We start from the raw sequence: 25128 nt of genomic DNA, 5'->3' as shown, positions 1-25128 counted from the left end.
ATTAAAGTAACGCCCCCAGCTTCAGTGCCGTTTTGGCGCTGCGCCTACCCTGCCAGGAACCGTCATCGATGGAACATCGTGAAGCGTTGATCGCGCTGCGAACCTTTCTCTCCACCCAGATTCTCGGGCAGGAGAAACTGGTCGAGCGCCTGCTGATCGCTCTGCTTGCCGATGGCCACATGCTCGTCGAGGGGGCACCGGGTCTGGCCAAGACCAAGGCGATCAAGGAGCTGGCCGAAGGCATCGAAGCCGAGTTCCATCGCATTCAGTTCACCCCCGACCTGCTGCCCGCCGACATCACTGGCACCGAGATTTATCGCCCGGAAACCGGCAGCTTCGTCTTCCAACAGGGTCCGATCTTCCACAACCTGGTGCTGGCGGACGAAATCAACCGCGCCCCGGCCAAGGTCCAGTCGGCGCTGCTGGAGGCCATGGCTGAACGTCAGGTCAGCGTCGGGCGCAGCACGTACGACCTCTCCCCACTGTTTCTGGTGATGGCCACGCAAAACCCCATAGAGCAGGAAGGCACCTATCCCCTGCCGGAAGCCCAGCTCGACCGCTTTCTGATGCACGTCAAGATCGGTTTCCCGGACGCCAACGTCGAACGCAAGATCCTGCAACAAGCGCGGGGCGAGGCGTTGAATGGCGAGACCAAACCGGAACGCCGCGTCACCCAGCAAGCGATTTTCGCCGCCCGCAAGGAAATTCTCGGGCTGTACATGGCCGACGCGGTGGAGGAGTACCTCGTTCAACTGGTCATGGCGACGCGCACCCCGGCCAAGTTCGACGCCGAGTTGGCCGAGTGGATCGGTTATGGCGCCAGCCCCCGTGGCTCGATTTCCCTGGACCGTTGCGCCCGTGCCCACGCCTGGCTGGCCGGTCGTGATTTCGTCAGCCCCGAAGACATTCAGGCGATGGTCTTCGACGTGCTGCGCCATCGCATCATTCTGTCGTTCGAAGCCGAGGCTGCGGGCATCGATCAGGACCGCGTGATTCAGCGCATTCTTGACGTCGTCGCCGTCGCCTGACCCCATGCAGCCCTATCTGATTTCCCAACCGGGCATCCGTATCAGCCTTGCCGAGCTGATCGAGATGCGTCATCGCGTGCGGGAAGTGCAGCTGTTTTCATCCCCCGGTCGACGCAGCCCTTTGATTGGCCTGCACCACTCAAAGTTGCGCGGGCGCGGCGTGGACTTCGATCAGGTGCGGGTCTATCAGGCGGGAGACGACGTACGCACCATCGATTGGCGGGTCACGGCGCGGACCCAGGAACCGCACACCAAGCTGTTTCATGAAGAACGCGAGCGGCCAATTTTCATCATGGTCGAGCAAAGCCGTCGGCTGTTTTTCGGCTCCGGCCTGATGTTCAAATCAGTGCTGGCGGCGCAGGCGGCGGCGTTGATCGGCTGGGCCGCACTGGGTCATAACGACCGGGTCGGCGGGCTGGTGTTCGGCGACAACGAGCACTACGAAATCAAGCCGCGACGCAGCAAACAGAGTCTGCTGCAACTGCTCAACCGGCTGGTGCGGGTCAATCAGTCCTTGCACGCGGAAGCCGTCGCCGACCGCGACACCTTCGGCGTGGCGCTGCGCAGGGCCCGGGAAGTGCTGCGGCCGGGCAGTCTGGTGTTCATCCTGTGTGACGAACGGGCCCTTTCCGAATCCGCCGAACAACAACTGTCGCTGCTGTCACGCCATTGCGACCTTCTGCTGCTCCCCCTCTCCGACCCGCTGGACCACGCGCTGCCAGCGGCGGGACTGCTGCGTTTCGCCGATCGCGGGGCGCAACTGGAGCTCGACACGCTCAACCCCGACCTGCGCCAGACCTACCGCGCTCAGGGCGAAGCCCGGCAGGCGCGCTGGGAACTGCTGGCGCAAAAGCTGCGGGTGCTGATGATTCCGCTGAGCACACAGCAGGGGATGGTCGACCAACTGCGCGACTACCTGAACGCCAACCAGCCGGTGAAACAGAAATGAGCCTGCTGGACCAGCTGCAACCGATGATCCTGCCCGCGCCGGTCAGCGCCTGGCCGCCCGCCCCCGGCTGGTGGATCGTACTGGCCCTGTTGCCTGCGCTGGGTTACGGCCTGTGGCGGGCGCGGGTCTTCCTGCCCAAACGAGCCCCCGGCGAAGCCGCCGAACAACCGCTGGACCCGCGTCGTCAGGCTGCGCTCATCGAACTGGCGCAGATGCCCAAACCCTATGACGGCGCGCCCGCTGGCGCCTGGCTGCAGCAGATCAACGGCCTGCTCAAACGCCTGTGCCGCAACGATTACCCCTACAGCCAGAGCCACACGCTCAATGGCCGCAAATGGCTGGCGTTTCTCGACAACCGCTGCCCGGCCGCCGGTCTTACCCGCTGGATGATTCTGGTGGAAGGCGCCTACAAGCCCGAATGCAAGCTCGACGACAAGGCGATCAACGGCCTGACCCAGTCGGTCGACACCTGGATTCGCAAACATGTTTGAACTGGCCTGGCCCTGGGTCTTCGCCCTGCTGCCGCTGCCGTGGGTGCTGCGCTTCGTGCTGCCGGTGGCGGACAGCGGCGAAGCAGCGCTCAAGGTGAGTTTTCTCAGTGAGCTGGAAGGCCTGGCCGGCCGTCGCGCACGCGCTCATTTGCCCGGCTGGCGGCGGCAATTGCCGTTCGTGCTGCTCTGGCTGTTGCTGTTGTTGGCCGCAGCGCGCCCGCAGTGGCTGGGCGAACCGTTGCCGGTCGCCGCCAGTGGCCGCGATCTGCTGGTGGCGGTGGACGTCTCCGGCTCGATGGATTACCCGGACATGGTCTGGCAGAGCGATGAAGTGAGCCGCCTGACACTGGTCAAACAGCTGCTGGGCGACTTCCTCGAACACCGCAAGGGCGACCGCGTCGGGTTGATCCTCTTCGGCAGTCAGGCCTACATGCAGGCGCCGCTGACCTTCGACCGCAAGACTGTGCGCGTCTGGCTGGATGAAGCGCGCATCGGCATCGCGGGCAAGAACACCGCCATCGGCGATGCTATTGGCCTGGCGTTGAAACGCCTGCGATTGCGCCCGGCCCAGAGTCGGGTGCTCATTCTGGTCACCGACGGCGCCAACAACGCCGGTCAGATCGATCCCGCCACGGCAGCGCGACTGGCCGCAGGCGAGGGCGTAAAGATCTACCCCATCGGCATCGGCGCTGACCCGGACAAAGGCGCCACCAGCATTCTCGGCCTGAACCCGAGCCTGGACCTCGACGAACCCGCCCTGCGGGAAATCGCCGACATCACCGGTGGCCAGTATTTCCGTGCCCGTGACGGCGCCCAACTGGAAAAGATCGGCAAGGCCCTCGACACCCTTGAACCCGTGACGCAGCAACCGACCCAGGCTCGTCCTGCCCACGCCCTGTATCACTGGCCGCTGGCGTTCGCGCTGGTGTTGAGTGTGCTGCTGGTGATTCACGAACGCTGGCCGCAAAACCCGCTGTACCGCTTTCTGGCCCGCCAGCCCGGTCTGAACCAAGGGCCACAATGGCGCCAGCGCTTCAAGCGTTTGCGGAGGCGCCGATGATCACGTCGTTGCTCGCCGTCTGGCCCCATTGGTTGCGCCCGTGGTGGCTGTTGCTGCTGCCGTTGCTCGGCTGGCTGATTTGGCGCCTGTGGAATCGGCAGAAACGCGTCGGCCGCTGGCAAATGATCTTGCCGAGCGCCTTCCACGCCACGCTGCTTCGCGGCGGCAGTGGTCGAGAAAGCAAGCTGCCGTGGATCGCGTTGAGCGTCGGTTGGCTGCTGGCCTTGCTCGCCCTGCTCGGGCCCAGTTGGCAGCGGGTCGAACAGACCAGCCAGAAACCGGTGGACCCGCTGGTGGTGTTGCTGGAGCTGACCCCGGAAATGCTCGCCGCCGACAGCCCACCCACGCGCCTCGAACAGGCCCGGCGCAAGCTGCTCGACTTGCTGCAAGCCCGTGGCGATTCGCAAACCGCGATCATCGTCTACGCCGGAAGCGCCCACACCTTGGTGCCGCTGTCCGACGACCTCGGCACCAGCAAAAACCTGCTGGACGCCCTCAAGCCGTCGATCATGCCCGAGAGCGGTCAGCGCGCCGATCTGGCAGTGAGCAAGGCGCTTGACCTGCTGAAGCAAGGCGACCTGGGCGTCGGGCGTCTGCTCTGGATCGGTTCGTCGCTGAACGACGGTGAGCGAATGGGGATTCGTCAGGCCATGACCGGGCACGCGCCGCAGCTCCTGCTGCTCGGTGTCGGCACCGCTGAAGGCGCGCCGGTGGCGCAAGAGAAAGGCGGCTTCCTCAAGGACGCCCAGGGCGGCATTCTGGTGCCACGACTGGACAGCGCCAGCCTCAAGGATTTCGCCGACGAACTGGGCGGCCATTTCACCTCGCTGCGCCTGACCGATGACGATTTGCACGAACTGGGCCTGCTGGACGCGCCCCATGACCTGCGCAGCCAGGGCCAGACCGTGCAGCTCGACAGCTGGGCCGATCAGGGTTACTGGCTGTTGCTACCGTTGTTGCTGCTCGCGGCCTGCGCCGGGCGTCGCGGTTGGGTCCTGTGCCTGCCGCTGCTGATGCTCATGCCGCAACACAGCTACGCGTTCGACGTCAAAGACCTGTTCCAGCGCCCCGACCAGCAGGGCCAGCACCTGCTTCAGCGCCATCGCCCCGCCGAAGCCGCGCAGCGCTTCGAAGACATTCAGTGGCAGGGCATCGCGCTCTATGAGGCCGGTGATTACACCGGTGCCGCTCAGCGTTTCGCCCAGGGCAACACCGCTGCCGACCACTACAATCGCGGTAATGCGCTGGCCAAGAGCGGCGAACTGGATGCGGCCCTCGACGCCTACGAACAGGCGCTGGAGCGCCAGCCCGATTTCCCGGCCGCCGCCGCGAACAAGGCGCTGATCCAAGAGATGCAGGAGCAGAACAAGCAAGCGGCCGCTGAAGACGCCAGCGAAGGCAAGACCGAGGGCGAAGACAACGCCGATAAGCCCCAGACCGGCAGCCCTGAACAGCAACCGTCGAACCCGCAATCCTCCACACCGGGGGACGAGGACAGCCAGAACAGCAACGCGCAATCGATGTCCGGCGCCAGCGACAACAACGCGCCGTCCCCGGACGACGATGAACCGGCCCACGCGCCCAGCCGTCCCGCCGATGGCCCGATCAACGGCGAACAGCGTCAGGCACTCGAACAGTGGTTGCGGCAGATCCCGGACGAACCCGGTGAACTGCTGCGACGTAAATTCTGGTACGAACAACAGCAGCATCAGGAAAAAGCTCGATGAGTCGTGTGCACACTGTGTTAATCGCGTGGCTGCTGTGCCTGTTCGCCCTGGTGACGCAGGCCGACACGCCCGCTGCGACGTTGCAGGCCAGCGTTGATCGCACGCGTGTGAACACCGGGGAAACCGTCGAACTGACGCTGGAGTCCGACGACGCCACGCTCTTCGGCAAACCTGACATGACCGCATTGCAAACCGACTTCGACGTGCGCGACACCCGCCAGCTCAACAGCCTGACGACCCTCGAAGGCAACGTCCACGCCACCACCCGCTGGCTGATCACGTTGATGCCGCGCCACAGCGGTTCGATCGAAATTCCGCCGCTGCAACTGGGCGAACTGATCAGTCAGCCGATTGCCTTGCAGGTGGTCGAGGTCGAGCCGTCCGCGCAAGCTCAGGAGCAGAAGCTTGCGCCGGTGTTCATGGAAGCGAGCCTCGATCAAGACACCGTCTATGTGCAGGCCCAGGCCGTGCTGACGGTGCGCATCTACCATTCGGTGTCGCTGTTCGACGACAGCAGCCTTTCTCCGCTGCAAGTGCCGGATGCACGGATCGAAAAACTGGGCGACACCCGCACCTATGAAAAGCAGATCAACGGCATTCGTCATGGCGTGATCGAAATGCGCTATGCGTTGTACCCCCAGCAAAGCGGCGACCTGACCATCCCCGCGCAAGAGTTCAGCGCAACCATGGTGCAGGACATTCCGGAAGTCAGCACCGCCGCCGCGACCAGCCAGCCTGCCGTTGCCACCAGCCCGAAGCCGGGCAAGCTGATGCGCGTGACGTCTGCCCCGCTGCCCCTGAAGGTGAAACCGCAACCTGCGAATTACCCCGCCAACACGCCGTGGCTGCCCGCTCGCAGCATTAGCCTGAGCGAGAACTGGAGCCCTGATCCAGCGCACACGCAGATTGGCGATTCGCTGACCCGCACGTTGGTTATCAAGGCTGAGGGGCTGTCGAGCGCGCAATTGCCGCCGCTGCCCGCCACCGATGTGAGCGCCTTGCGGCGCTATCCCGACCAACCGCAGCTGAACAATCAGGTCAACGAGCGCGGGTTGGTGGGCAGCCGTGAAGAACGTGAAGCGCTGGTGCCGAACCGTCCGGGGGCCATCGAGATTCCGGCGGTAGACGTGGTGTGGTGGAACACGCTGGAAGATCATCTTGAGCACAGCGCCCTGCCCGCCCGCACGTTGCAGGTCAGCACTAACCCGGCATTGTCGGTGGACACGCCGGTGAGCGATACCACGGGGGTGACCGTGATCGGCCCGCCCGTGTGGCCATGGCAGCTGAGTACCGTAATCCTCAGTTTCACCACGCTGTTGGGCTTCGGCCTGTGGTGGCGCGGCCGGTGGCAACCGGCGTTGACCCGCGCCGCGCAGACCGGGCCAAGCCCGCGCACCGTGCTCGATGACCTGAAACGCGCCAGCCTGGCCAACGATCCCCACGCCACCCGTCAGGCGCTGGATGCCTGGGCGCGTCAGCAACCGGAAACCCTCGCTGACATGGCAGCGCGCTTCGTACCTTTGTCCGATGCACTGGACGGTCTGAACGGCGCGCTGTACAGCGAGACCGGCAAACTGTGGCTGGGTGAAGATTTGTGGAAGGCCGTGAAAGCACTGCCCGCCATTGAAAAACCGATTGACCCGAACGGCGCAGACAGCCTGCCGCCGTTGTATCCGAAATGAATGCCATCGCGCACCTGATGCATCGCGCGATTGCCGGGTATGCACGACCTCCTGTGGGAGCGGCGAAACCGGCTTCTGCGGCATACAACTAATTCGAATCAAGGTAACCCCATGCGTCTGTTCCACACCTCCGACTGGCACTTGGGCCAGAACCTCCACGGCCAGGAGCGGGACTTCGAACACCAGTGTTTTCTGACCTGGCTGCTGGCCCGTCTGGCCGAGCGCAAACCTGATGCGCTGCTGATCGCGGGCGACATCTTCGACACCGTCAACCCGTCGGTCAAAGCCCAGGAACAGCTCTACGATTTCATCGTCAGCGCCCACGACCAGAACCCGCAACTGACCATCGTGATGATCGCGGGCAACCATGACTCCGGCTCGCGCATCGAACTGCCCGGCCCGCTGATGCGCCGTCTGCGCACCCATGCATTGGGGCGTGTGCTGTGGCTGGACGACGGCGTGCTCGACGTCGACCGCCTGTTGTTGCCGCTGACCAACGCCAAGGGCAAGGTTCTCGGCTGGTGCCTGGCGTTGCCGTTCCTGCGACCCGCCGAAGTCACCGGCCCCGCGTTGGGCGACAACTACTTGCGCGGCATCGGTCAGGTGCACGAAATGCTCATCGCCGCCGCCAACCAGAAACGCAAGAAAGGCCAGGCCCTGATCGCCATCAGCCACGCGCACATGGCCGGCGGCTCGGTCTCGGAAGACTCCGAACGCAGCCTGATCATCGGCAACGCCGAAGCCCTGCCCGCCAGCCTGTTCGGCGAGACCATCACCTATGTCGCCCTCGGCCATCTGCACAAGCCGCAAAAGGTCAACGGCGAAACGCGCATTCGCTACAGCGGCTCGCCGATTCCTCTGTCGTTTTCGGAAATCGGTTATCAGCATCAGATCCTCGAAGTCGATTGCGAAGCGGGAAAACTCGCCAGCGTCACGCCGCTGCTGATTCCCCGCGCCGTCAACCTGCAACGGGTCGGCCCGGCGCCGCTGGCGGACCTGCTGCTGCAACTCAAGGACCTGCCGGACATCGACCTGCTGGCCGACGTTGATCGTCAACCGTGGCTCGAAGTGCGGGTGAAGCTGGACGAACCCCAACCGGACCTGCGCAACCAGATCGAATCGGCGCTGGAAAACAAGGCCGTGCGCCTGGTGCGCATCGCCGCCGAATACGCAGGCAAAGGTGCGCGGGACGACGAAGACGACCGCGACCTGATCGAACTGGACCAGCTCAGCCCGCAAGAATTATTCAGCCGTGCATGGCGCGACAGCTACGGCAGCGAGGTCGATGAACAAACGTTGCAGGACTTCGCCACCCTGCTTCAGGACGTGCAACTGGCAGACGGACAACCGGAGGGCGAACAGCCATGAAAATCCTCGCCATTCGCCTGAAAAACCTGGCCTCGCTTGCCGGTCCGTTCGAGCTGGATTTCACCGCTGAACCGCTGGCCAGCGCCGGTCTGTTCGCGATCACCGGCCCCACGGGCGCGGGCAAAAGCACGCTGCTGGATGCGCTGTGCCTGGCGCTGTTCGGCGCCATTCCCCGGCTGAACAACATCGGCCAGTCACGGGTGCCCGAGATCGACGGCGACATTAGCACCGCCGATCCGCGCAACCTGCTGCGTCGCGGCACGGGCAGTGGCTATGCCGAGGTGGATTTCGTCGGCATCGACAAACGCCGCTATCGCGCCCGCTGGGAGACCAACCGCGCCCGCGACAACGCCACCAAAAAGCTGCAAAACAGCCGCCAGACCCTGACCGATCTGGACAGCGAACAGATCCTCAGCACCCAAAACAAGACCGAATACAAAACCCTGCTCGAAGCGCGGCTCGGCCTGAATTTCGAACAGTTCACCCGCGCCGTGATGCTGGCGCAAAGCGAGTTCAGCGCCTTCCTCAAAGCCGACGACAAAGAGCGCAGCGAGCTGCTGGAAAAACTCACCGACACGGCGATCTACAGCCAGTTGGGCCGTCGCGCCTACGTCAAAAGCAAAGAGGCCGAAGAGGCGCTGAAAACCCTCAACGCCCAGGCCGGGAACCTGACGCCCCTTGAACCCGAGCCGCGCGCCGAGTTGGAACAGCGTTTCACCGACGCGCAGCAACAGCTGAAGTTGGGTCAGGCGCAACTGCGTCAGCTGGAACTCAAGCAGCAGTGGTTCGCCGAATTGAATCGCCTGCGCGACAGTCATCTGGCGGCCAATGAACAACTGGCCAGCGCGCAACAGACCTGGGATCAACAAGCCAGCGAGCGCCTGCAATCGGGCCAACTGGAGCGACTAACACCTCAGCGGCACCTGTTCGCTCAGCGTAAAAAGCTCGACGATCAACTGGCCCCGCTGGCGGCGCGCATTCAGGCGCAGACCGAAAAGTTGGATCAAACGCAAGCGATGCTGACGGCCCTCGACGCGCAACTGACCACCGCACACGCAGCCCTGCAACAGGCACAGGACGCCCAACAAAACGCCAGGCCTTCACTGAACGAAGCCTTCCAGCAACAGGTGCAGCTCAATCACCTGAACACCGAGTTGCAGCAGGTGAGCGAACAGGCGCAGACCGCTCAACTGGCCAGCAACGAAGGTCAGGCGGCGCTGGATCAATGGATCGAGCAGCAGCGTCAGGTTGAAGCCCGTTTGCAATCCTTCGCCGAACAGCTGCAAAACAGCGCGGTGCTGGATGCGCTGAGCCAGTCGTGGGCGGCCTATCGCCCGCGACTGCAACAGCTCGTGCTGGTCAGTTCCCGCCTGAACAAAGGCCGCGAAGAGTTGCCCGCGTTGGAACAGGCTTCGACCCGCGCCGAACAAGCGTTGAGCGCGCGGCGAAGTGCGTTGCAGGCGCTGTACGACGACGCCGAGGTCAAGGCCGACGCGGTGAGCCAAGAGATCGAACGCCTTGGGCAACTGTTGCAAGACAATCGCCAGCAGCACAGCGCCAGCGATTCATTGGAACGCCTGTGGCAGCGGCATCAGGACATCGCCAGCCGTCTGCAAGACGTGCAGACCCAACAGCAACACGCCACCGAACGCCGCGCGCAAAGCATCGCCAAAGGCCTGCAACTCAAGGGCGAGCACGAAGCCGCGCAACAGGCCTTGAACGTCACGGTCGAGTTGCTGCAACGGCAGCGCCTGGCCCGTAGCGCCAGCGTCGAGCAACTGCGCGATCAACTGGTCGATCAGCAGCCCTGCCCGGTGTGCGGCAGCGAAGATCACCCGTATCACCAGTCCGATGCCTTGCTGCAAGCGCTGTCCGGCCATGACGACGGCGAAGAAGCGGCGGCGCGCCTGAAGGTGAGCCAGCTCAGCGAAACCCTGGCCGAACTGCGCGCCGAAGTGCTGGAGCTGAACAACCAGCTCAAGCAGTCCAAACCTCAACTGGATCAGCTCGGCGAACAGCTTCAGAAACTGGCACCCGAGCTGGAAGCCCACCCGCTGCATCCGCGTCTGCTGGAGCAACCCGAGGCCCAGCGCAGCGACTGGCTGAGCGAGCGAATGCACCAATTGGCGCAGGACATCCTCGCCGCCGAGCAGCGCCAGACCCGTTTGCTGAAAGTGCAGCGCGACGCCGAATCCCTTCAACATCAAGTTCAGGAAGCGCGGGACGCCAGTCAGCAGGCGATGAAACTGCTGGACGATCAACAACGGAATATCTCGCTCGACAACCAGACCTTCGAAACGGCGTTGCAGGAGTTCGAACCGCTGCTGCCTGCCGAGAGCCTGCCGCTGTGGCGTGAATCTGCGACCGAATCGTTTATCCAGCTGGACAACGACATCGCCTCGCGCGTCCAGCAACTCGACCAGCAAAAGGACGAGCAGCAGGAACACAGTGAGCGCACGCAGAAAATCGAGCGTGAACAGTTCGCCCAGCAGGGCCGCCTGCAACAGCATCAACAGCTGCAACAACGGCTCGACGCCAGCCAGCAGCAACAGCAGGCCGTCCAGCAACGTTTGCAGGAAATCCTTGGCGAACAGGCCAGTGCTGAAGCATGGCAACAGCATCTGGAACAGACCGTCGAACAGGCGCGCCAGACCCAGGCGACCACCACAGACGCCCTGCAGCAGGCCCGTGCCGAGTCGATCAAACTGACCGCCGAACGGGACAGCGAGCAGCAACGCTTGCAGACGCTGGAGCAGGAAGTGACGGATCTGGCGCGTCAGATCGGCGAGTGGCGCAATCAGCACACGGAACTGGACGATGCGGCGCTCGACACCCTGCTGGGCCTGAGCGACGAGGCGGTCAGCCAGTTGCGCCAACGCTTGCAACAGAGCGAGAAAGCGCTGGAACAGAGCAAGGTGCTGGTGCAGGAACGCGAGGCGCAGTGGCAGCAACATCAGGCGCAGCACAGCGACATCAGCGATGCCGAACAACTGGCGACGGCACTGGCCGAAGCGCAGGCCCAAACGGCCACCCATGACCAACTGTGCGCCGACCTTCGTGCGCAGATCAGCGAAGACGAACGTCGCCGCACTGCCAACAGCGAGTTGCAAGCACGTATTAAGTCAGCCCACGACGAATACCTGCGCTGGGGCCGTCTGGCGACGCTGATCGGCTCGGCGGAGGGCGACAAATTCCGCAAGATCGCCCAGGCCTACAACCTCGATTTGCTGGTCCATCACGCCAACGCCCAGCTCAAGCAACTGGTGCGTCGCTACCGCCTCAAGCGCGGCGGCAGCATGCTCGGCCTGCTGGTGATGGACACGGAAATGGGCGACGAACTGCGCTCGGTGCATTCGTTGTCAGGGGGCGAGACGTTCCTCGTCTCGCTGGCGTTGGCCCTTGGATTGGCGTCTATGGCGTCGAGCACGTTGAAGATCGAGTCGCTGTTCATCGACGAAGGCTTCGGCAGCCTGGACCCTGAATCGCTGCAATTGGCGATGGATGCGCTGGATGGCTTGCAGGCCCAAGGCCGTAAGGTCGGGGTGATTTCCCACGTGCAGGAAATGCACGAACGGATTCCAGTGCAGATCCAAGTGCGTCGTCAGGGCAACGGCCTCAGCACTATTGAGGTCACCTGATGGCCGCCCTGCTCTACTCCTTCCGCCGCTGCCCCTACGCCATGCGAGCGCGCATGGCCGTGGCGTATGCCGGCGTATCGGTCGAAACCGTGGAAGTCAGCCTCAAGGCCAAACCGCCGGAAATGCTCGAACGCTCGCCGAAAGGCACCGTACCGGTTCTGGTGCTGGACGATCAGGTGCTGGAACAAAGCCTGGACATCATGCGCTGGGCGCTGGCGCAGAACGACCCGGACGATTGGTCGATGGCGTCCGATCCCGAGGCGCAGCGACAGATCGCTGAGTTGATCGCGGAAAACGACGGCTCGTTCAAGACTGATCTGGATCGCTACAAATACGCCGTGCGTTATCCCGAGTTCACTCAGGCCGAATACCGCGCTCGGGGGGAGGTGTTTCTGGAGAGGCTTGAGGAGTTGTTAGCGGAGCGGGACTTTTTGGTCGCCGACCATTTGACCTTGGCCGACACCGCCCTGGCACCGTTCGTGCGGCAGTTTTGCTACGTCGATCCAGAGTGGTTCTGGCAAAGTCATTATCCGAAGTTGCAGGGGTGGCTGAAGCGGTTTCTGGAATCGGCGTTGTTTGTGAACGCGATGGCAAAACACACTGCGCTGCCGTAACGCCATTCCCGGTTCTGGCCGGAGGCCGTGGGAGTGCCGGGGTGGCGCTCCCACACCGTTGGCAGAAGCAGAGTGCAGCGGGGCTCCAGCTTTTGATTCTGGCTAGGGGCCGTGGGAGTTGGCTTGCCTACGATCTGGCGCGCAGCGCCAGCAAAACCTGCACATGCGGTGGGTCAGGCGTTCCAAGCCGTCAGGTTTCACGACTGCTACGCAGCCGATCGTAGGCAAGCCAACTCTCACGCCGTCGGTAGAAGCCGATCGGTGTGAATGCCTACACCACCAACCACTCAAAAATCGTCGAAAACAGCTCGCCATGCTTCGGCGGCGGGTTGCCTGCGTTGAGCTTCTGCGACCGAAGCATTTCGATGTCCTGCGCGACTTCGGTCTTGAACTCGATGCTCCGCGCCACGCCGCCCACTGACCCGTCGCCGAATCCCAGCAGCGAGCAACCGTTGTTGATCACGGCAAAAAACACGATCACCCAGAAATTCGCGCCTCTCACGACGCACGCCCCTTCGCCTGATCTGTCGCACGCTCAAGTGCAACGGCAGACGATTGCGCAGACGCTGCAGAGGGCGTGTTCAATTGAGGGTTCAGGCTGACGATTGTGACCACTGCGATGAAAACTACATACAGCGCGATGGCGGTATAAGCGCCTTGTTTAAGTGAATGAAGAATGGCAGTGGCCATGACAGTAAGCTCCGGGATGTCTCTTTTCAGGCGGCCAGAATGCCCGGAGTTGTTATTAATGAAAAACGATGTACAGCGATTCAAAAGATCAGGCGGGTTAATGATTTAGCGATTTAATCAGCGTGATAGTTTTCGACGTGCGGTGTAGGAGCGCGGGGTTAAAATCCGGCATAAAAAAATCCCCATCGCTTATTCAGCAGACGGGGACCAAGGGAGGGAATTCAACGCTTTCGCGAGCAAGCTCGCCGGCATTTAATGCATGGCCTGACACGCAGTGGTCAGTGGGTCGCATCAACCTGTTAACGGCGAAGTTGCTCGCGAAAGCGTTCTTTCAATGTCGAGCAATGTGAAGCGGTACAGCGGTGTTTCTTACAAATCCATTCCCCGGCATTGAATATTTTCTTCATTAACGGGGAATGGATTTACGTCGAGAGTTCTATTCATTGCTGGGTCTTATGATCCAGAGCTGCGTAGAAGTTGGCGCTTTGTTGCAGGTATTTCGGGGTGTAGCTCTGGGTCGAACTGATTTTTTTCTCTGTCACTTCGGCACTGGCACTGGCTGGCAATGCAACGGTGGCGGAGATGGCGGACGCGGCGATGATGGAGAAGAGATTGAAGTTCATGATGTGTACCTCGGTGTTGATGTTTCGTTTCAAGTCTTGACCGTCTTGGCCGTGGAATGAAAGTTACGCCCGAGGAGCTTTCAGAAAAAATCTTTTCTGCCACTAGCCCTTATCAATTCAATTAATAGATGGCTCCAGCCCTTGATTTCAAAGGGCTGGAGGGTGCGTCAAGGTGTCACTTGCGCGAGGTCAATGCGTGAGAAAGCGGAAATCGGAGGGGGAATCGAAGTCGACTTTCTGCACGGTATCGCCCAGAACGCCGGTTTTCGGGTCGACGCGGACGGTGACGATCTGGTTGCTTTTCTGGTTGGCGATCAGCAGGAAGCGGCCGCTGGGGTCGAAGGCGAATTCACGGGGTTCCTTGCCTTCCACAGAACGGCGCTGGATTTCCTTGAGCTGACCATTACCGGCGTTAATGCTGAAGACCAGCAGTTCGTTGATGTCGCCGCGGTTGGCAACGTAGAGGAATTTGCCGTCCGGCGAGGTGTGCAGGCCACCGGCGGCGCGGTATTGCTGGCCGTCCTGCTTGGCAAGGTCGACCAGTTGCGTACGTTTAAAGGCGCCGTCGTGGTAGTCGAATACCGCGACCTGACCGCTCATTTCCATGGTCAGCCACGCGTGTTTGCCGTCCTTGCTGAACAACAGATGGCGCGGGCCGCTGCCCGGTGGCAGGTCAACAGACGAGGTTTTCGCGGGTTTGAGAGGCTGGGACTGTTTGCCGTCGTAGTTGAAGACGAAGATCTTGTCGGCGCCCAGGTCCATGGCGATCAGGTATTTGCCATCAGGCGTGGGCACGGCCGAGTGGACGTGGGACGAGGCCTGGCGCTCAGGGTTGACCTTGCTGGCTTCGTGGGTGGCGGTCTGCACCACGGGAGACAACTTGCCATCCTTGCCGACCGGAACTACGGCCAGCGAGCCGCCGGGATCAGGGTGCACGGCGTAGTTGGCGACGAACAGGAAACGGCCATCGGCGCTGAGGTTCGAATGGGTCGGCTCGTCGCTCTTGCTGTCGATCTGGTTGATGAACGAGACGGCATGAGTTTTGGGGTCAATGGCGAAACTGCTGACCTTGCCAACCACGTCGGTCTGGCCGGGGCCGTTTTCGTTGACGGCGAACAGGTGGCGCTGGTCTTTGGACAGGGTCAGCCATGAGGGGTTTTCGCTCTTGATGACCTGCCGAGGCTTGGCGTCGAGTTGGCCAGTCTGGGTATTGAAGCCATAACGGTAGATGCCTTCACTCGCGCCGGCGGTGTAAGCGCCCACCAGCACGTCGTAATCGGTCATGGGTTTGGCCTGAACGGTGAAGACAGTGAGGCTGCTGGCGAGGGCCAGCCAGGGCAGGATTCTGGGTGTCATGTGGGCTGATCTCTTGTTGGCATTATTGGCGCGTGGTTTACGCGAGAATCAGGTCTATGACAGCGGTTGAGTGGCGGGAGTTGCTCAGGGCCCGGCAACTTGAACACAACTGACAGGAAGAATGCGGACCTACTGTGGGAGCGAATTCATTCTGGGTGGCATTCCGACGAAAAAACGCTCAGGCAACAGATATGTACCGCCTGTTCCGGCCTCTCGCGAATGAATTCGCTCCCACAGGTGTCCGTAGCGTCAGGCGTTACTCGTCTTCTTCATCATCGCCGGCCGCGAACGCCTCAAGCACCAGAATGCGATGGTCGGCGTTGCCGTCGTTGATCACCCAGCTTTGCAGGGCGGCGTCGAATTCGGCGGAGTCGACCTGAGCCAGTGAGAAACGCCAGACCTTGCGCTCGCGGCCGTCCATGCTTTCGATCTGCAGCATTTCATCCAGGGTGAATTCAAAGGCGTGCAGGCCGTCGACCTCCAGCATGCCGTGGGACGTCAGGGCCGATTGCAGGGCGGCGCGCAGGGTTTGGGGTGTGGTGGTCATGGCAAGGGTTCGCTTCGGATGAAAGCGCGAATGATAGGTCAAAAGGCGTCAGGGTGGGCGAATCAGGGATCAGGGGTTGCGCCACTTCCCTGTGGGAGCGAATTCATTCGCGATGAGGCCGGTACAGGCGATGCATCTCTGTTGCCTGATCCACCTTCGCGAATGAATTCGCTCCCACAGGTTCAGCATGCAGCCAGCACAATCGAGGCGACTGCTCGCTTGCAGCTCAATCACTCCTGCTGCGCATCCTTGGCGTAATACCGCGCCGGAATGCCCCAGACGATCAACGCAATCGCCAATACGCTCACGGCAAACAACGCGAACAGCGCCGGGGTTGCAGTGCCGGTGAGGTCTTTGATCCGACCGACCATGAACGGCGCGATGACACCGCCCAACTGACCGAGCGAGTTGATCAGGGCGATCCCCGCCGCAGCGGCGATGCCACTCAGGAAGCGCGGCGGGATGGTCCAGAAGATCGGCATCCAGGCGATGATGCCGGTCATGATCAGGGTCATGCCGATCATCAGCGGCGTGAGTTGACCGGGGAACAGCGCGCAGACCAGATAGCCCAGTGCCGTCAACGTGGCGCACCCCGCCATGTGCCAGCGGCGCTCGCGGTGACGGTCGGAACTGGCGCCGATCAGCAGGTTGCCGATGACCGCGCCTACGTAGGGGATGACCGTCAGCAGGCCGATGTCCATCGTGTCCAGCACACCCGCGCTCTTGATCAGTTGCGGCATCCAGAACAGCAGGCCGGTCAGGGCCATGACCAGGCACAGGTAGATCCCCGACATCACGTACGTGGTCGGGTGTTTCCAGATGTCTTTGACCTTCTGCGCCCCGGCGGGCTTGGGCTCGCTGGCCATGCGTGACAGGACGATTTGCTTCTCCTGAGCGCTGAGCCACGGGGCGTCTTCGATACGGTCCTTGACCAGCCAGAACACCACGCCGCCGAGGATCACCGAAGGAATGCCTTCCAGCAAAAACAGCCAGCGCCAGCCGGCCAGGCCCATGACGCCGTCGAAGTGGCCGAGGATCAACCCGGCAATCGGACCGCCGACGATGCCGCACAGGCAAATGGAGCTTTTGAAGTAGGAATTGACCCGCGCCCGACGTGTGCCGGGATACCACTGGGTGAAGAAATACAGCACGCCGGGGACGAAGCCCGCTTCCATCACGCCAATCAGAAACCGCAGGGTGTAGAACCAGAATTCGGTCTGCACGAACATCATGCAGGCAGAGGCGATCCCCCACGACACCATGATCCGGGCGATCCAGATGCGCGCGCCGATCTTGTGCAAGAGCACGTTGCTAGGCACTTCGAACAGGAAATAGCCGACGAAGAACAGGCTCGCGCCCAAGCCATAGACGGTTTCGCTGAAGCCCAGATCGCTGGCCATCTGCAGCTTGGCGAAGCTGATGTTGACGCGGTCCAGGTAGGCAAACAGGAAGCAGCAGATAAACAGCGGCACGATGCGCCAGCTGACCTTGCGGTAAATGCTGTCTTCCAGCGCGTCGGTGTCGAGCTGTTCCAGCGGGATGGCGTTGGCGGTCATGGGGCGCACCTCGTTTGTTTTTATGGGGGTGTCGGGATTGTCGAGCCGAACGGTCTGTCAGGGTGGGCACGATCCTGTGCAAGCGAATTCATTCGCGAACAGCCGGTACTGGCAATACATCCCGTTGCCTGACCCACCTTCGCGAATGAATTCGCTCCCACTGGTTCAGCATGCAACCAGCAAAATCGGAGGCGACTGCTCGCTTGCAGCTCAAACAATCGTGCTGCGTACACCGCCTCACTGTAGGAGCGAATTCATTAGCGAAAGCGGTACTGGCAATACATCTCCGTTGCCCGACCCACCTTCGCGAATGAATTCGCTCCCACAGGTTCAAGCCACGCTAAATGGCAGCGGTGGTACTCACTCCATCCACCAACCGCTGAATCCCCAGCGGGTTGGCGTTTTTCAGGGCGTCGGGCAAGGCGCTGTCGGGGTAGTTCTGGAAACACACCGGGCGCAAATAACGGTCGATGGCGAGGGTGCCGACCGAGGTGCCGCGGGCATCCGAGGTGGCGGGGTACGGGCCGCCGTGCACCATCGAATCCACCACTTCCACGCCGGTCGGGTAGCCGTTGATGAGAATCCGGCCGACTTTCTGCTCCAGCAACGCAGTGAGTTCACTGAAGCGCTGCATGTCGTCACCATCGACCAGCAGCGTCGCGGTGAGTTGGCCGTGAAGCCCGCGCAAGGCGCCGTTGAGCTGCGCTTGATCGGCCACTTCCACCACAATCGATGTCGGGCCGAAGACTTCTTCTTGCAGCAGCGCGTCGCCTTCGAGCAACAGGCGGACGTCGGCCTTGAACAGCTGCGGATGGGCCTGGTCGCCCTTTTGCTCGCTGCCTGCCAGGTGCGTGATGCCCGCGTGGGCGCGCAAGGCTTTCAGGCCCCGGCTGTAGCTGCCCAGCGTGCCGGTGTTGAGCATGGTCTGCGGCGGCTGATCGTTAATCTGTGCGGCCAGGCGTTTCTGAAATTCAGTAAAAGCCGGAGAGCGCAGGCCGATGATCAGGCCGGGGTTGGTGCAGAACTGCCCGCAGCCCTGAACGATGGACGCCGCCAGTTCCGAGGCGATGCGTTCGCTGCGCAGGCCCAGCGCTTGAGGGAGGATGATCACCGGGTTGATGCTCGACATTTCAGCGAACACCGGAATCGGTTGCGGACGCGCAGCCGCCATGTCGCACAGCGCACGACCGCCCTTGAGCGAGCCGGTGAAGCCGACAGCCTGAATCGCCGGGTGCTTGACCAGCCACTCGCCCACGCCCCCGCCGTAGATCATGTTGAACACACCTTTGGGCATGGCGGTTTTGTCGGCGGCGCGCAGGATGGCCTCGGCGACGAGTTCGGCGGTGGCCATGTGGCCGCTGTGAGCCTTGAACACCACCGGGCAACCGGCGGCCAGTGCCGACGCGGTGTCGCCGCCTGCGGTGGAGAACGCCAGGGGGAAGTTGCTGGCGCCGAATACGGCGACCGGGCCAAGGCCGATGCGGTATTGACGAAGGTCCGGACGAGGCGCCGGTTTGCGTTCTGGCAGCGGCAGGTCGATCCGTGCGCCGTAGAAATCGCCGCGACGCAGGACCTTGGCGAACAGGCGCATCTGGCCCGTTACACGTCCGCGTTCGCCTTGAATGCGGGCGGGCGGCAACGCGGTTTCGCGGCAAACGGTAGCGATGAAGTCGTCGTCCAGCGCGTCGATTTCATCGGCGATGGCGTCGAGGAAGTGCGCGCGTTTTTCGGCGCTCAGCGAACGATACGCCGGGTAGGCAGAGGCGGCGGCGTTGGCAGCGGCATCGACCTCTTCAACCGTGGCCTGATAGAAATCGTGAGGCAGCGTTTCGCCGGTGCTGGCGTCGACGCTGTAGACGATGACCGTGCCTGCGGCGCTGCGAGTGCCGTTGATGAAATTGTGGCCGAGGATGTGAGGCATGTTGAGACTCCTTCAGGGATGCGGAGCGTCCGGAGAGGCATTCCCACGCGGAGCGTGGGAACGATCAGTGTGATCAGAGCTGAGTGATGCCACCCGGCTGAAACACCGCCTCGGTCGCGGCGATTCCGTTGACCAACGGCGCGCCGAACTCCCGTTGGCTGATCTCGAAATGGTCGCCCGGCTGGGTCTTGATGCCGTCGGCAAACGACAGGGTCGCGGTGCCGAAAAAGTGCACGTGCACGTCGCCAGGCCGCAGGAACTGGCGGTATTTGAAGTGGTGGTATTCGAGGTTTTCCAGGCTGTGACACATGTTGGCCTCGCCGCTCAGGAATTCCTTCTCCCACAGCACCTTGCCGTCGCGCAGGATGCGGCTGGTGCCCGCCAGGTTTTGCGGCAAATCGCCGACGCGCAACTCAGGGCCGAACGAGCAGGCACGCAGTTTCGAGTGGGCCAGGTACAGGTAATTCTTGCGTTCCATGACGTGGTCGGAGAACTCGTTGCCGATGGCAAAACCCAGTCGGTACGGCTTGCCATCGTTGCCGATCACGTACAGGCCGCTCAGCTCAGGCTCTTCGCCCGCGTCTTCGGAAAACGGTGGCTGCGGGAAGGCTTCGCCCGGACGGATGACGATGCTGCCGTCGCCCTTGTAGAACCATTCCGGTTGCACGCCCGCTTCACCGACTGCGGGTTTGCCGCCTTCGATGCCCCATTTGAAGATGCGCATGGTGTCGGTCATCGCAGATTCGTCGTTGCCGTGCTGGTGCATCTTGTCGCGAGCCGAAGCGCTGCCCAGATGCGTCAGGCCGGTGCCGCTGACCAGCAGATGGGCAGGGTCCGGGTGATCGAGTGGCGGCAGGATGCGAAGGTCGGCGCGCAGCTGCGAATAATCGTGGCTATCACCCAGGCCGTGGCTGTCGACCTGTTCGGCGAGAGAGATTTTCTTGTCGATGGCTGCCAGCGCCAGGTCGCGGGTACTGGTCGCGCCCTGCACTTCCCGCACCAGCGCGCCGTCCACCAGACCGACGCGACGCTGGCCGTTACCCAGTTCGAATTGAACCAAATGCATGAGTTTCTCCTTTTAGCGTGAACGGGCGCTGGCCGCGAATTTGGATTCCGGCAGCACGTGTTTGCGTTCCAGCACGCGGTACACGATGCCGGTCAGAATCAATCCGAAGACCATCACGCCCGAGAGGAAGTACAGGCCGCTGGCCAGATTGCCGGTCAGTTCTTTCAGCCAGCCAATGACGAACGGCCCGATGTAGCCGCCGAGGTTGCCCACCGAGTTGATCAACGCGATACCGGCTGCCGCGCTGGCACCGGCGAAGAAGCGGCCCGGCAAGGTCCAGAAAATCGCGGTGCAGGAAAACAGCGAGAACGCCACCAGGCACAGCGCCGCCAGTTGCAGCACCGGCACGCTGAGGAAGGCGCTGAAGAACAGCCCGATCGCACCGATCACATAAAGGAAGGCCAGATGGCCGTAGCGGTCGTTCAAACGGTCGGAGCTGCGCGGGATGATCAGCAAGCCGATGATGCCGAAGATGTAAGGCACGGCCGACACGAACCCGGTGACCAGGTCGCTGCCACCGAACTGTTTGATCAGCGTCGGCAGCCACAGGCCAAGGCCGTAAATGCTCAGGGTCACCGGCAAGTAGAACAGCGCCAGCAGCAGGACGCGTTTGTCCTTGAGGGCGTGCAACGGGTTGCCGTGACGGGTCTGTCCGTATTCTTCGAGGTCTTTTTTCAACTCGCCGGTCAGCCATTCCTTCTCGACCGGGTCCATCCATTTCACGTCTTTCGGGCCGTCCGGCAGCCAGCGCAATACCGGCCAGGTCAGCAGGATCGCAGGCGCGCCAATGCACAGGAACAGCCATTGCCAGCCGTGCAGACCGCCGACGCCTTCCATGCCCAGCAGGCCGCCGGAAATCGGGCCGGTGATCATCATGGCGATGGGTTGCGAAAGGATGAACAGGCCAAGGATTTTGCCGCGATGGCGCACCGGGAACCACTGGGTGATGTAGTACAGCACGCCAGGAAAGAAGCCCGCCTCCGCCGCGCCGAGCAGGAAACGCATCACGTAGAAACTGGTCGGGCCCTGTACGAAGGCCATGCCCATGGTGATCGCGCCCCACGTGACCATGATCCGCGCAAACCAGCGCCGCGCGCCGAAGCGTTCGAGCATCAGGTTGCTGGGGATTTCCAGGAGGAAGTAGCCGATGAAGAACAGGCCCGCACCGAGGCCATAAGCCGCATCGCCGATGCCGACGTCCGCGCCCATGTGCAGCTTGGCGAAGCCCACGGCGGAACGGTCTACATACGCGATCAGGTACAGGAGGATCAGAAACGGGATGAGTTTCAGGGTGATGCGACGAATAAGCCTGAGTTCCTGGCTCATGTAAGCGGTCTCCACGTTGTTTTTGTTATGGAAGCGTCGGAGATCGCCTCTGCCTTCGTGTGTGCCAGGTGGTTGAGTACGCGGCGGGCAGGGTCGTCTCTCGATGGGAAACGACTATATAGTAATACTATTTAAAGTGACAAGACTTCCACTCAGGGCTTTTTAGGCCTATTTTAATCAGCACGTGACGTTTTAAGTCTTACAATAAGAGTGCTGATTTATGTCTGATTCCCCTTCCAATACCCACAAGAAACCTGTCCTGCGTTCGGCCCAATGGTTCGGGACCGCTGACAAGAACGGCTTCATGTACCGCAGCTGGATGAAGAACCAGGGCATCGCCGACCACCAGTTTCAGGGCAAGCCGATCATTGGCATCTGCAACACCTGGTCTGAACTCACCCCGTGCAACGCGCACTTCCGCACCATCGCCGAACACGTCAAACGTGGCGTGATCGAGGCCGGTGGTTTCCCCGTTGAATTCCCGGTCTTCTCCAACGGCGAATCGAACCTGCGCCCCACCGCCATGCTCACGCGCAACCTGGCGAGCATGGATGTGGAAGAGGCGATTCGCGGCAACCCCATCGACGGCGTGGTGCTGTTGACCGGTTGCGACAAAACCACCCCTGCGTTGCTGATGGGCGCGGCCAGTTGCGACGTGCCGGCCATCGTCGTCACGGGCGGGCCGATGCTGAACGGCAAGCACAAGGGCAAGGACATCGGCGCCGGGACCATCGTCTGGCAGATGCACGAGTCCTATAAGGCAGGCCAGATCAGCCTCGACGAATTCCTCTCCGCCGAAGCCGGGATGTCGCGCTCGGCGGGCACCTGCAACACCATGGGCACGGCCTCGACCATGGCCTGCATGGCCGAAGCGCTGGGCACGTCCTTGCCGCACAACGCAGCGATTCCGGCAGTGGATTCGCGGCGTTACGTGTTGGCCCACATGTCCGGCATGCGCGCGGTGCAGATGGTCAATGAAGACCTGCGACTGTCGAAAATCCTCACCCGCGAGGCGTTCGAAAATGCCATTCGCGTCAACGCGGCGATTGGCGGTTCGACCAATGCAGTGATTCACCTCAAGGCCATCGCCGGGCGCATCGGCGTCGATCTGGAACTGGACGACTGGACTCGCATAGGTCGCGGCACCCCGACGCTGGTGGACTTGCAGCCTTCAGGGCGCTTCTTGATGGAAGAGTTTTATTACGCGGGCGGCCTGCCTGCGGTACTGCGCCGCCTGGGCGAGAACAACCTGATTCCCAACCCTGAAGCCTTGACCGTGAACGGCAAGTCGCTGTGGGAAAACGTGAAAAATTCGCCGATCTATGGCGACGACGAAGTCATCCGCGCCATCGACAACCCGCTGGTGGCTGACGGTGGCATCTGCGTACTGCGCGGCAACCTTGCGCCGCTGGGCGCAGTGCTCAAACCTTCCGCCGCGACGCCTGCACTGATGAAGCATCGCGGTCGCGCCGTGGTGTTCGAGAACTTCGACATGTACAAGGCGCGGATCAACGACCCGGAGCTGGACGTCGATGCCAGCAGCATTCTGGTGATGAAGAACTGCGGGCCGAAGGGTTATCCGGGCATGGCGGAGGTCGGCAACATGGGCCTGCCCGCCAAGCTGTTGGCTCAGGGCGTGACCGACATGGTGCGGATTTCTGATGCGCGCATGAGCGGCACAGCCTACGGCACGGTGGTCTTGCACGTGGCGCCGGAAGCAGCGGCGGGCGGGCCGTTGGCGGTGGTGCAGGAAGGCGATTACATCGAGCTGGACTGCGCGACCGGGCGTCTGCATCTGGACATTCCACAACAGGAACTGGATGCCCGCCTCGCCGACTGGCAAGCGCCGCAAAACAAGCTGATCGGTGGCTATCGCCAGTTGTACATCGACCATGTGATGCAGGCTGACCAGGGGTGTGATTTTGATTTCCTGGTCGGGATGCGTGGGTCGGAAGTGCCTCGGCATTCGCATTGACAGGCGTCACCGGTAGCGGTTGCCGGTGATGCCTCCTGTAGGAGCGATTCATTCGCGAGACGTCGGGGCTGACGATAGAAATTCATCGACTGTACCCACGTCTCGCGAATGAATTCGCTCCTACAGAATTGCGCTCGCCAGTGACATCACCGGTATCCGTGAGCCCTCCGACATCTGCACCCGCGCCCTCCCGATCCCGCCAATGCTATGATGCGCGGCATTCACCGTTCAGGATTGCCCCGCGCCCCATGGATTACCGTAAGCCCTCCGACCGCAAGAGCATGCATTCGCGCATTGTCCAGGACATCGGCATGCAGATCGTTTCAGGCCGCTTCAAACCTGACGACAAGCTCCCCGCCGAAGCCCTGCTCTGTGAGGAATACGCGGTCAGTCGGCCGGTGTTGCGGGAGGCAACGCGGGTGTTGGTGGCGAAGGGATTGGTGTATTCACGGCCTCGCGTCGGCACGGTAGTCAAGCCTCGTCGCGAGTGGCACATCCTCGACCCGGACGTGCTCCATTGGCTGATGCAAAGCTCGCCGCAGAATGAATTCTTCGCCCTGTTGACCAGCGTGCGCAGCATCATCGAACCGGCCGCCGCCGCCCTTGCCGCACAACATGCCACACCGGATGAAGTCGCCGGGATCAGCGAGGCCTACGAACGCATGGCCGGCGCGCCTACCGTCGAAGAGGTGTTGCAGCCCGACCTGGATTTCCACAGCCGCATCGCCGACGCCACCCACAACGACCTGCTCGCGCACCTGTGCAACATGCTGTCGCTGGCGTTGCGTGAAGCGTTGAAGCATTCCAACAAGCGCCCGAACCTGCACGAACTGGCGTTGCCGCGACACAAGGCCATTCTCACCGCCATCGAAAACCGCGACGCCCTCGGCGCCCACCACGCGACACTGGTGCAACTGGACGATGCGCGCAACGCGCTGAATGTAGTGTTGGGGCAAGGGGTGAAGTTGTAGGGCCGGCGGCTTGTACCGAAGACGTAGGCGCGCCGCGATCCGCTTCTGCCGAAGGCGTGGGAGTTGGCTTGCCTACGATCTGCCGCGAAGCGGCAGCAACTCCTGTGCACGCGGTGGGTCAGGTAATTCCGAGTCGCCAGGTTTTACGACTGCTGCGCAGCCGATCGCAGGCAAGCCAGCTGCTACGGCCTACGGCCAGAATCAAAAACCTCAACCGCGCCGCGATCCGCTTCTGCCGAAGGCGTAGGAGTTGGCTAGCCTACGATCTGCCGCGAAGCGGCAGCAACTCCTGTGTAGGCGGTAGGTTAGATAATTCCGAGTCGCCAGGTTTTACGACTGCTGCGCAGCCGATCGCAGGCAAGCCAGCTCCTTCGGCCTACGGCCAGAATCAAAAACCTCAACCGCGCCGCGATCCGCTTCTGCCAAAGGCGTGGGAGTTGGCTTGCCTACGATCTGCCGCGAAGCGGCAGCAACTCCTGTGTAGGCGGTAGGTTAGATAATTCCGAGTCGCCAGGTTTTACGACTGCTGCGCAGCCGATC

Annotated in this window: 20 protein-coding genes and 2 pseudogenes; 12 read left to right on the top strand and 10 right to left on the bottom strand. The window is 62.1% G+C overall.

Annotated elements, in window-relative coordinates; translation table 11 throughout:
* Window positions 1-68: 68 nt before the first annotated feature.
* The 8 genes and pseudogenes from ACIQAL_RS03035 to ACIQAL_RS03000 all read left to right on the top strand — a co-directional run.
* Window positions 69-1028 (top strand): MoxR family ATPase, encoded by a 960-nt coding sequence (locus tag ACIQAL_RS03035; RefSeq protein ID WP_074757176.1) that lies wholly within the window; start codon window positions 69-71, stop codon window positions 1026-1028.
* A gap of 4 nt (window positions 1029-1032) precedes the next feature.
* A complete protein-coding gene (locus tag ACIQAL_RS03030; RefSeq protein ID WP_166593251.1) occupies window positions 1033-1977 on the top strand; it encodes a DUF58 domain-containing protein in 945 nt (314 codons plus the stop codon).
* Complete coding sequence (locus tag ACIQAL_RS03025) at window positions 1974-2468, top strand: DUF4381 domain-containing protein (protein WP_166593252.1); 495 nt, start codon at window positions 1974-1976, stop codon at window positions 2466-2468. Before ACIQAL_RS03030 ends, ACIQAL_RS03025 begins: the two co-directional genes overlap by 4 nt.
* The gene (locus ACIQAL_RS03020; RefSeq protein WP_401142200.1) at window positions 2461-3528 is read left to right on the top strand and encodes a vWA domain-containing protein; all 1068 of its coding nucleotides are present in this window, start codon (window positions 2461-2463) and stop codon (window positions 3526-3528) included. The genes ACIQAL_RS03025 and ACIQAL_RS03020 overlap by 8 nt, the downstream gene beginning before the upstream one ends.
* Before the next feature lie 8 nt (window positions 3529-3536).
* Window positions 3537-5255 carry a VWA domain-containing protein gene (locus ACIQAL_RS03015; RefSeq protein ID WP_401142403.1) on the top strand — a complete coding sequence of 573 codons (1719 nt, stop codon included), beginning with the start codon at window positions 3537-3539 and terminating at the stop codon, window positions 5253-5255.
* Window positions 5252-6937, top strand: coding sequence for a BatD family protein (locus ACIQAL_RS03010; RefSeq protein WP_401142198.1), 1686 nt, complete (start codon window positions 5252-5254; stop codon window positions 6935-6937). The genes ACIQAL_RS03015 and ACIQAL_RS03010 overlap by 4 nt, the downstream gene beginning before the upstream one ends.
* A 111-nt stretch (window positions 6938-7048) precedes the next feature.
* Window positions 7049-8305: an exonuclease SbcCD subunit D C-terminal domain-containing protein gene (locus ACIQAL_RS03005; RefSeq protein WP_341959316.1), complete on the top strand. Its 1257-nt coding sequence runs from the start codon at window positions 7049-7051 to the stop codon at window positions 8303-8305.
* Window positions 8302-8952: pseudogene (locus ACIQAL_RS03000) on the top strand (AAA family ATPase); the annotation flags it as partial. The gene ACIQAL_RS03005 and the pseudogene ACIQAL_RS03000, both read left to right, overlap by 4 nt.
* A 712-nt stretch (window positions 8953-9664) precedes the next feature.
* Here the strand turns inward: ACIQAL_RS03000 and ACIQAL_RS02995 are convergent.
* A pseudogene (locus ACIQAL_RS02995) lies at window positions 9665-9727 on the bottom strand (hypothetical protein); the annotation flags it as partial.
* A gap of 692 nt (window positions 9728-10419) precedes the next feature.
* On the opposite strand from ACIQAL_RS02995, the gene ACIQAL_RS02990 reads away from it, so the two are divergent.
* The gene (locus ACIQAL_RS02990; protein ID WP_401142400.1) at window positions 10420-11943 is read left to right on the top strand and encodes an SbcC/MukB-like Walker B domain-containing protein; all 1524 of its coding nucleotides are present in this window, start codon (window positions 10420-10422) and stop codon (window positions 11941-11943) included.
* Entirely contained in the window at window positions 11943-12557 is a 615-nt protein-coding gene (locus ACIQAL_RS02985) for a glutathione S-transferase (RefSeq protein WP_401142195.1), read from the top strand. The genes ACIQAL_RS02990 and ACIQAL_RS02985 overlap by 1 nt, the downstream gene beginning before the upstream one ends.
* Window positions 12558-12828: 271 nt before the next feature.
* Here the strand turns inward: ACIQAL_RS02985 and ACIQAL_RS02980 are convergent, their stop codons facing one another.
* The 9 genes from ACIQAL_RS02980 to ACIQAL_RS02940 form a co-directional block, all read right to left on the bottom strand.
* Complete coding sequence (locus ACIQAL_RS02980) at window positions 12829-13059, bottom strand: hypothetical protein (RefSeq protein WP_401142192.1); 231 nt, start codon at window positions 13057-13059, stop codon at window positions 12829-12831.
* Window positions 13056-13247: a hypothetical protein gene (locus ACIQAL_RS02975; protein ID WP_401142190.1), complete on the bottom strand. Its 192-nt coding sequence runs from the start codon at window positions 13245-13247 to the stop codon at window positions 13056-13058. Before ACIQAL_RS02975 ends, ACIQAL_RS02980 begins: the two co-directional genes overlap by 4 nt.
* A 440-nt stretch (window positions 13248-13687) precedes the next feature.
* Window positions 13688-13870, bottom strand: a complete 183-nt coding sequence (locus ACIQAL_RS02970) for a hypothetical protein (protein WP_166593263.1) — start codon at window positions 13868-13870, stop codon at window positions 13688-13690.
* 189 nt (window positions 13871-14059) lie between these two features.
* Window positions 14060-15226, bottom strand: a complete 1167-nt coding sequence (locus ACIQAL_RS02965; protein WP_401142187.1) for a lactonase family protein — start codon at window positions 15224-15226, stop codon at window positions 14060-14062.
* Window positions 15227-15482: 256 nt separating this feature from the next.
* On the bottom strand, window positions 15483-15773 hold the full coding sequence (locus ACIQAL_RS02960) for a DUF5629 family protein (RefSeq protein ID WP_401142184.1): 291 nt from the start codon (window positions 15771-15773) through the stop codon (window positions 15483-15485).
* 230 nt (window positions 15774-16003) lie between these two features.
* The gene (locus ACIQAL_RS02955; RefSeq protein WP_401142182.1) at window positions 16004-17329 is read right to left on the bottom strand and encodes an MFS transporter; all 1326 of its coding nucleotides are present in this window, start codon (window positions 17327-17329) and stop codon (window positions 16004-16006) included.
* Window positions 17330-17669: 340 nt separating this feature from the next.
* A complete protein-coding gene (locus ACIQAL_RS02950) occupies window positions 17670-19250 on the bottom strand; it encodes an aldehyde dehydrogenase (NADP(+)) (RefSeq protein ID WP_401142179.1) in 1581 nt (526 codons plus the stop codon).
* Window positions 19251-19323: 73 nt separating this feature from the next.
* On the bottom strand, window positions 19324-20316 hold the full coding sequence (gene araD1 / locus ACIQAL_RS02945) for an AraD1 family protein (RefSeq protein ID WP_401142177.1): 993 nt from the start codon (window positions 20314-20316) through the stop codon (window positions 19324-19326).
* A gap of 12 nt (window positions 20317-20328) precedes the next feature.
* On the bottom strand, window positions 20329-21642 hold the full coding sequence (locus ACIQAL_RS02940; RefSeq protein WP_401142175.1) for an MFS transporter: 1314 nt from the start codon (window positions 21640-21642) through the stop codon (window positions 20329-20331).
* A gap of 220 nt (window positions 21643-21862) precedes the next feature.
* On the opposite strand from ACIQAL_RS02940, the gene ACIQAL_RS02935 reads away from it, so the two are divergent.
* Together ACIQAL_RS02935 and ACIQAL_RS02930 are read left to right on the top strand one after the other, a co-directional pair.
* Entirely contained in the window at window positions 21863-23617 is a 1755-nt protein-coding gene (locus ACIQAL_RS02935) for an IlvD/Edd family dehydratase (protein ID WP_341959350.1), read from the top strand.
* 248 nt (window positions 23618-23865) lie between these two features.
* The gene (locus tag ACIQAL_RS02930) at window positions 23866-24588 is read left to right on the top strand and encodes a FadR/GntR family transcriptional regulator (protein ID WP_401142172.1); all 723 of its coding nucleotides are present in this window, start codon (window positions 23866-23868) and stop codon (window positions 24586-24588) included.
* The last annotated feature ends 540 nt before the right edge of the window (window positions 24589-25128 follow it).

Origin of the sequence: Pseudomonas sp. NPDC088368, from assembly GCF_044753445.1 — a bacterium.
Lineage (GTDB): Bacteria > Pseudomonadota > Gammaproteobacteria > Pseudomonadales > Pseudomonadaceae > Aquipseudomonas > Aquipseudomonas bambusae.
Note: the sequence above shows the minus strand (reverse complement) of the source record. Positions and strands in the feature narration are given on the sequence as shown.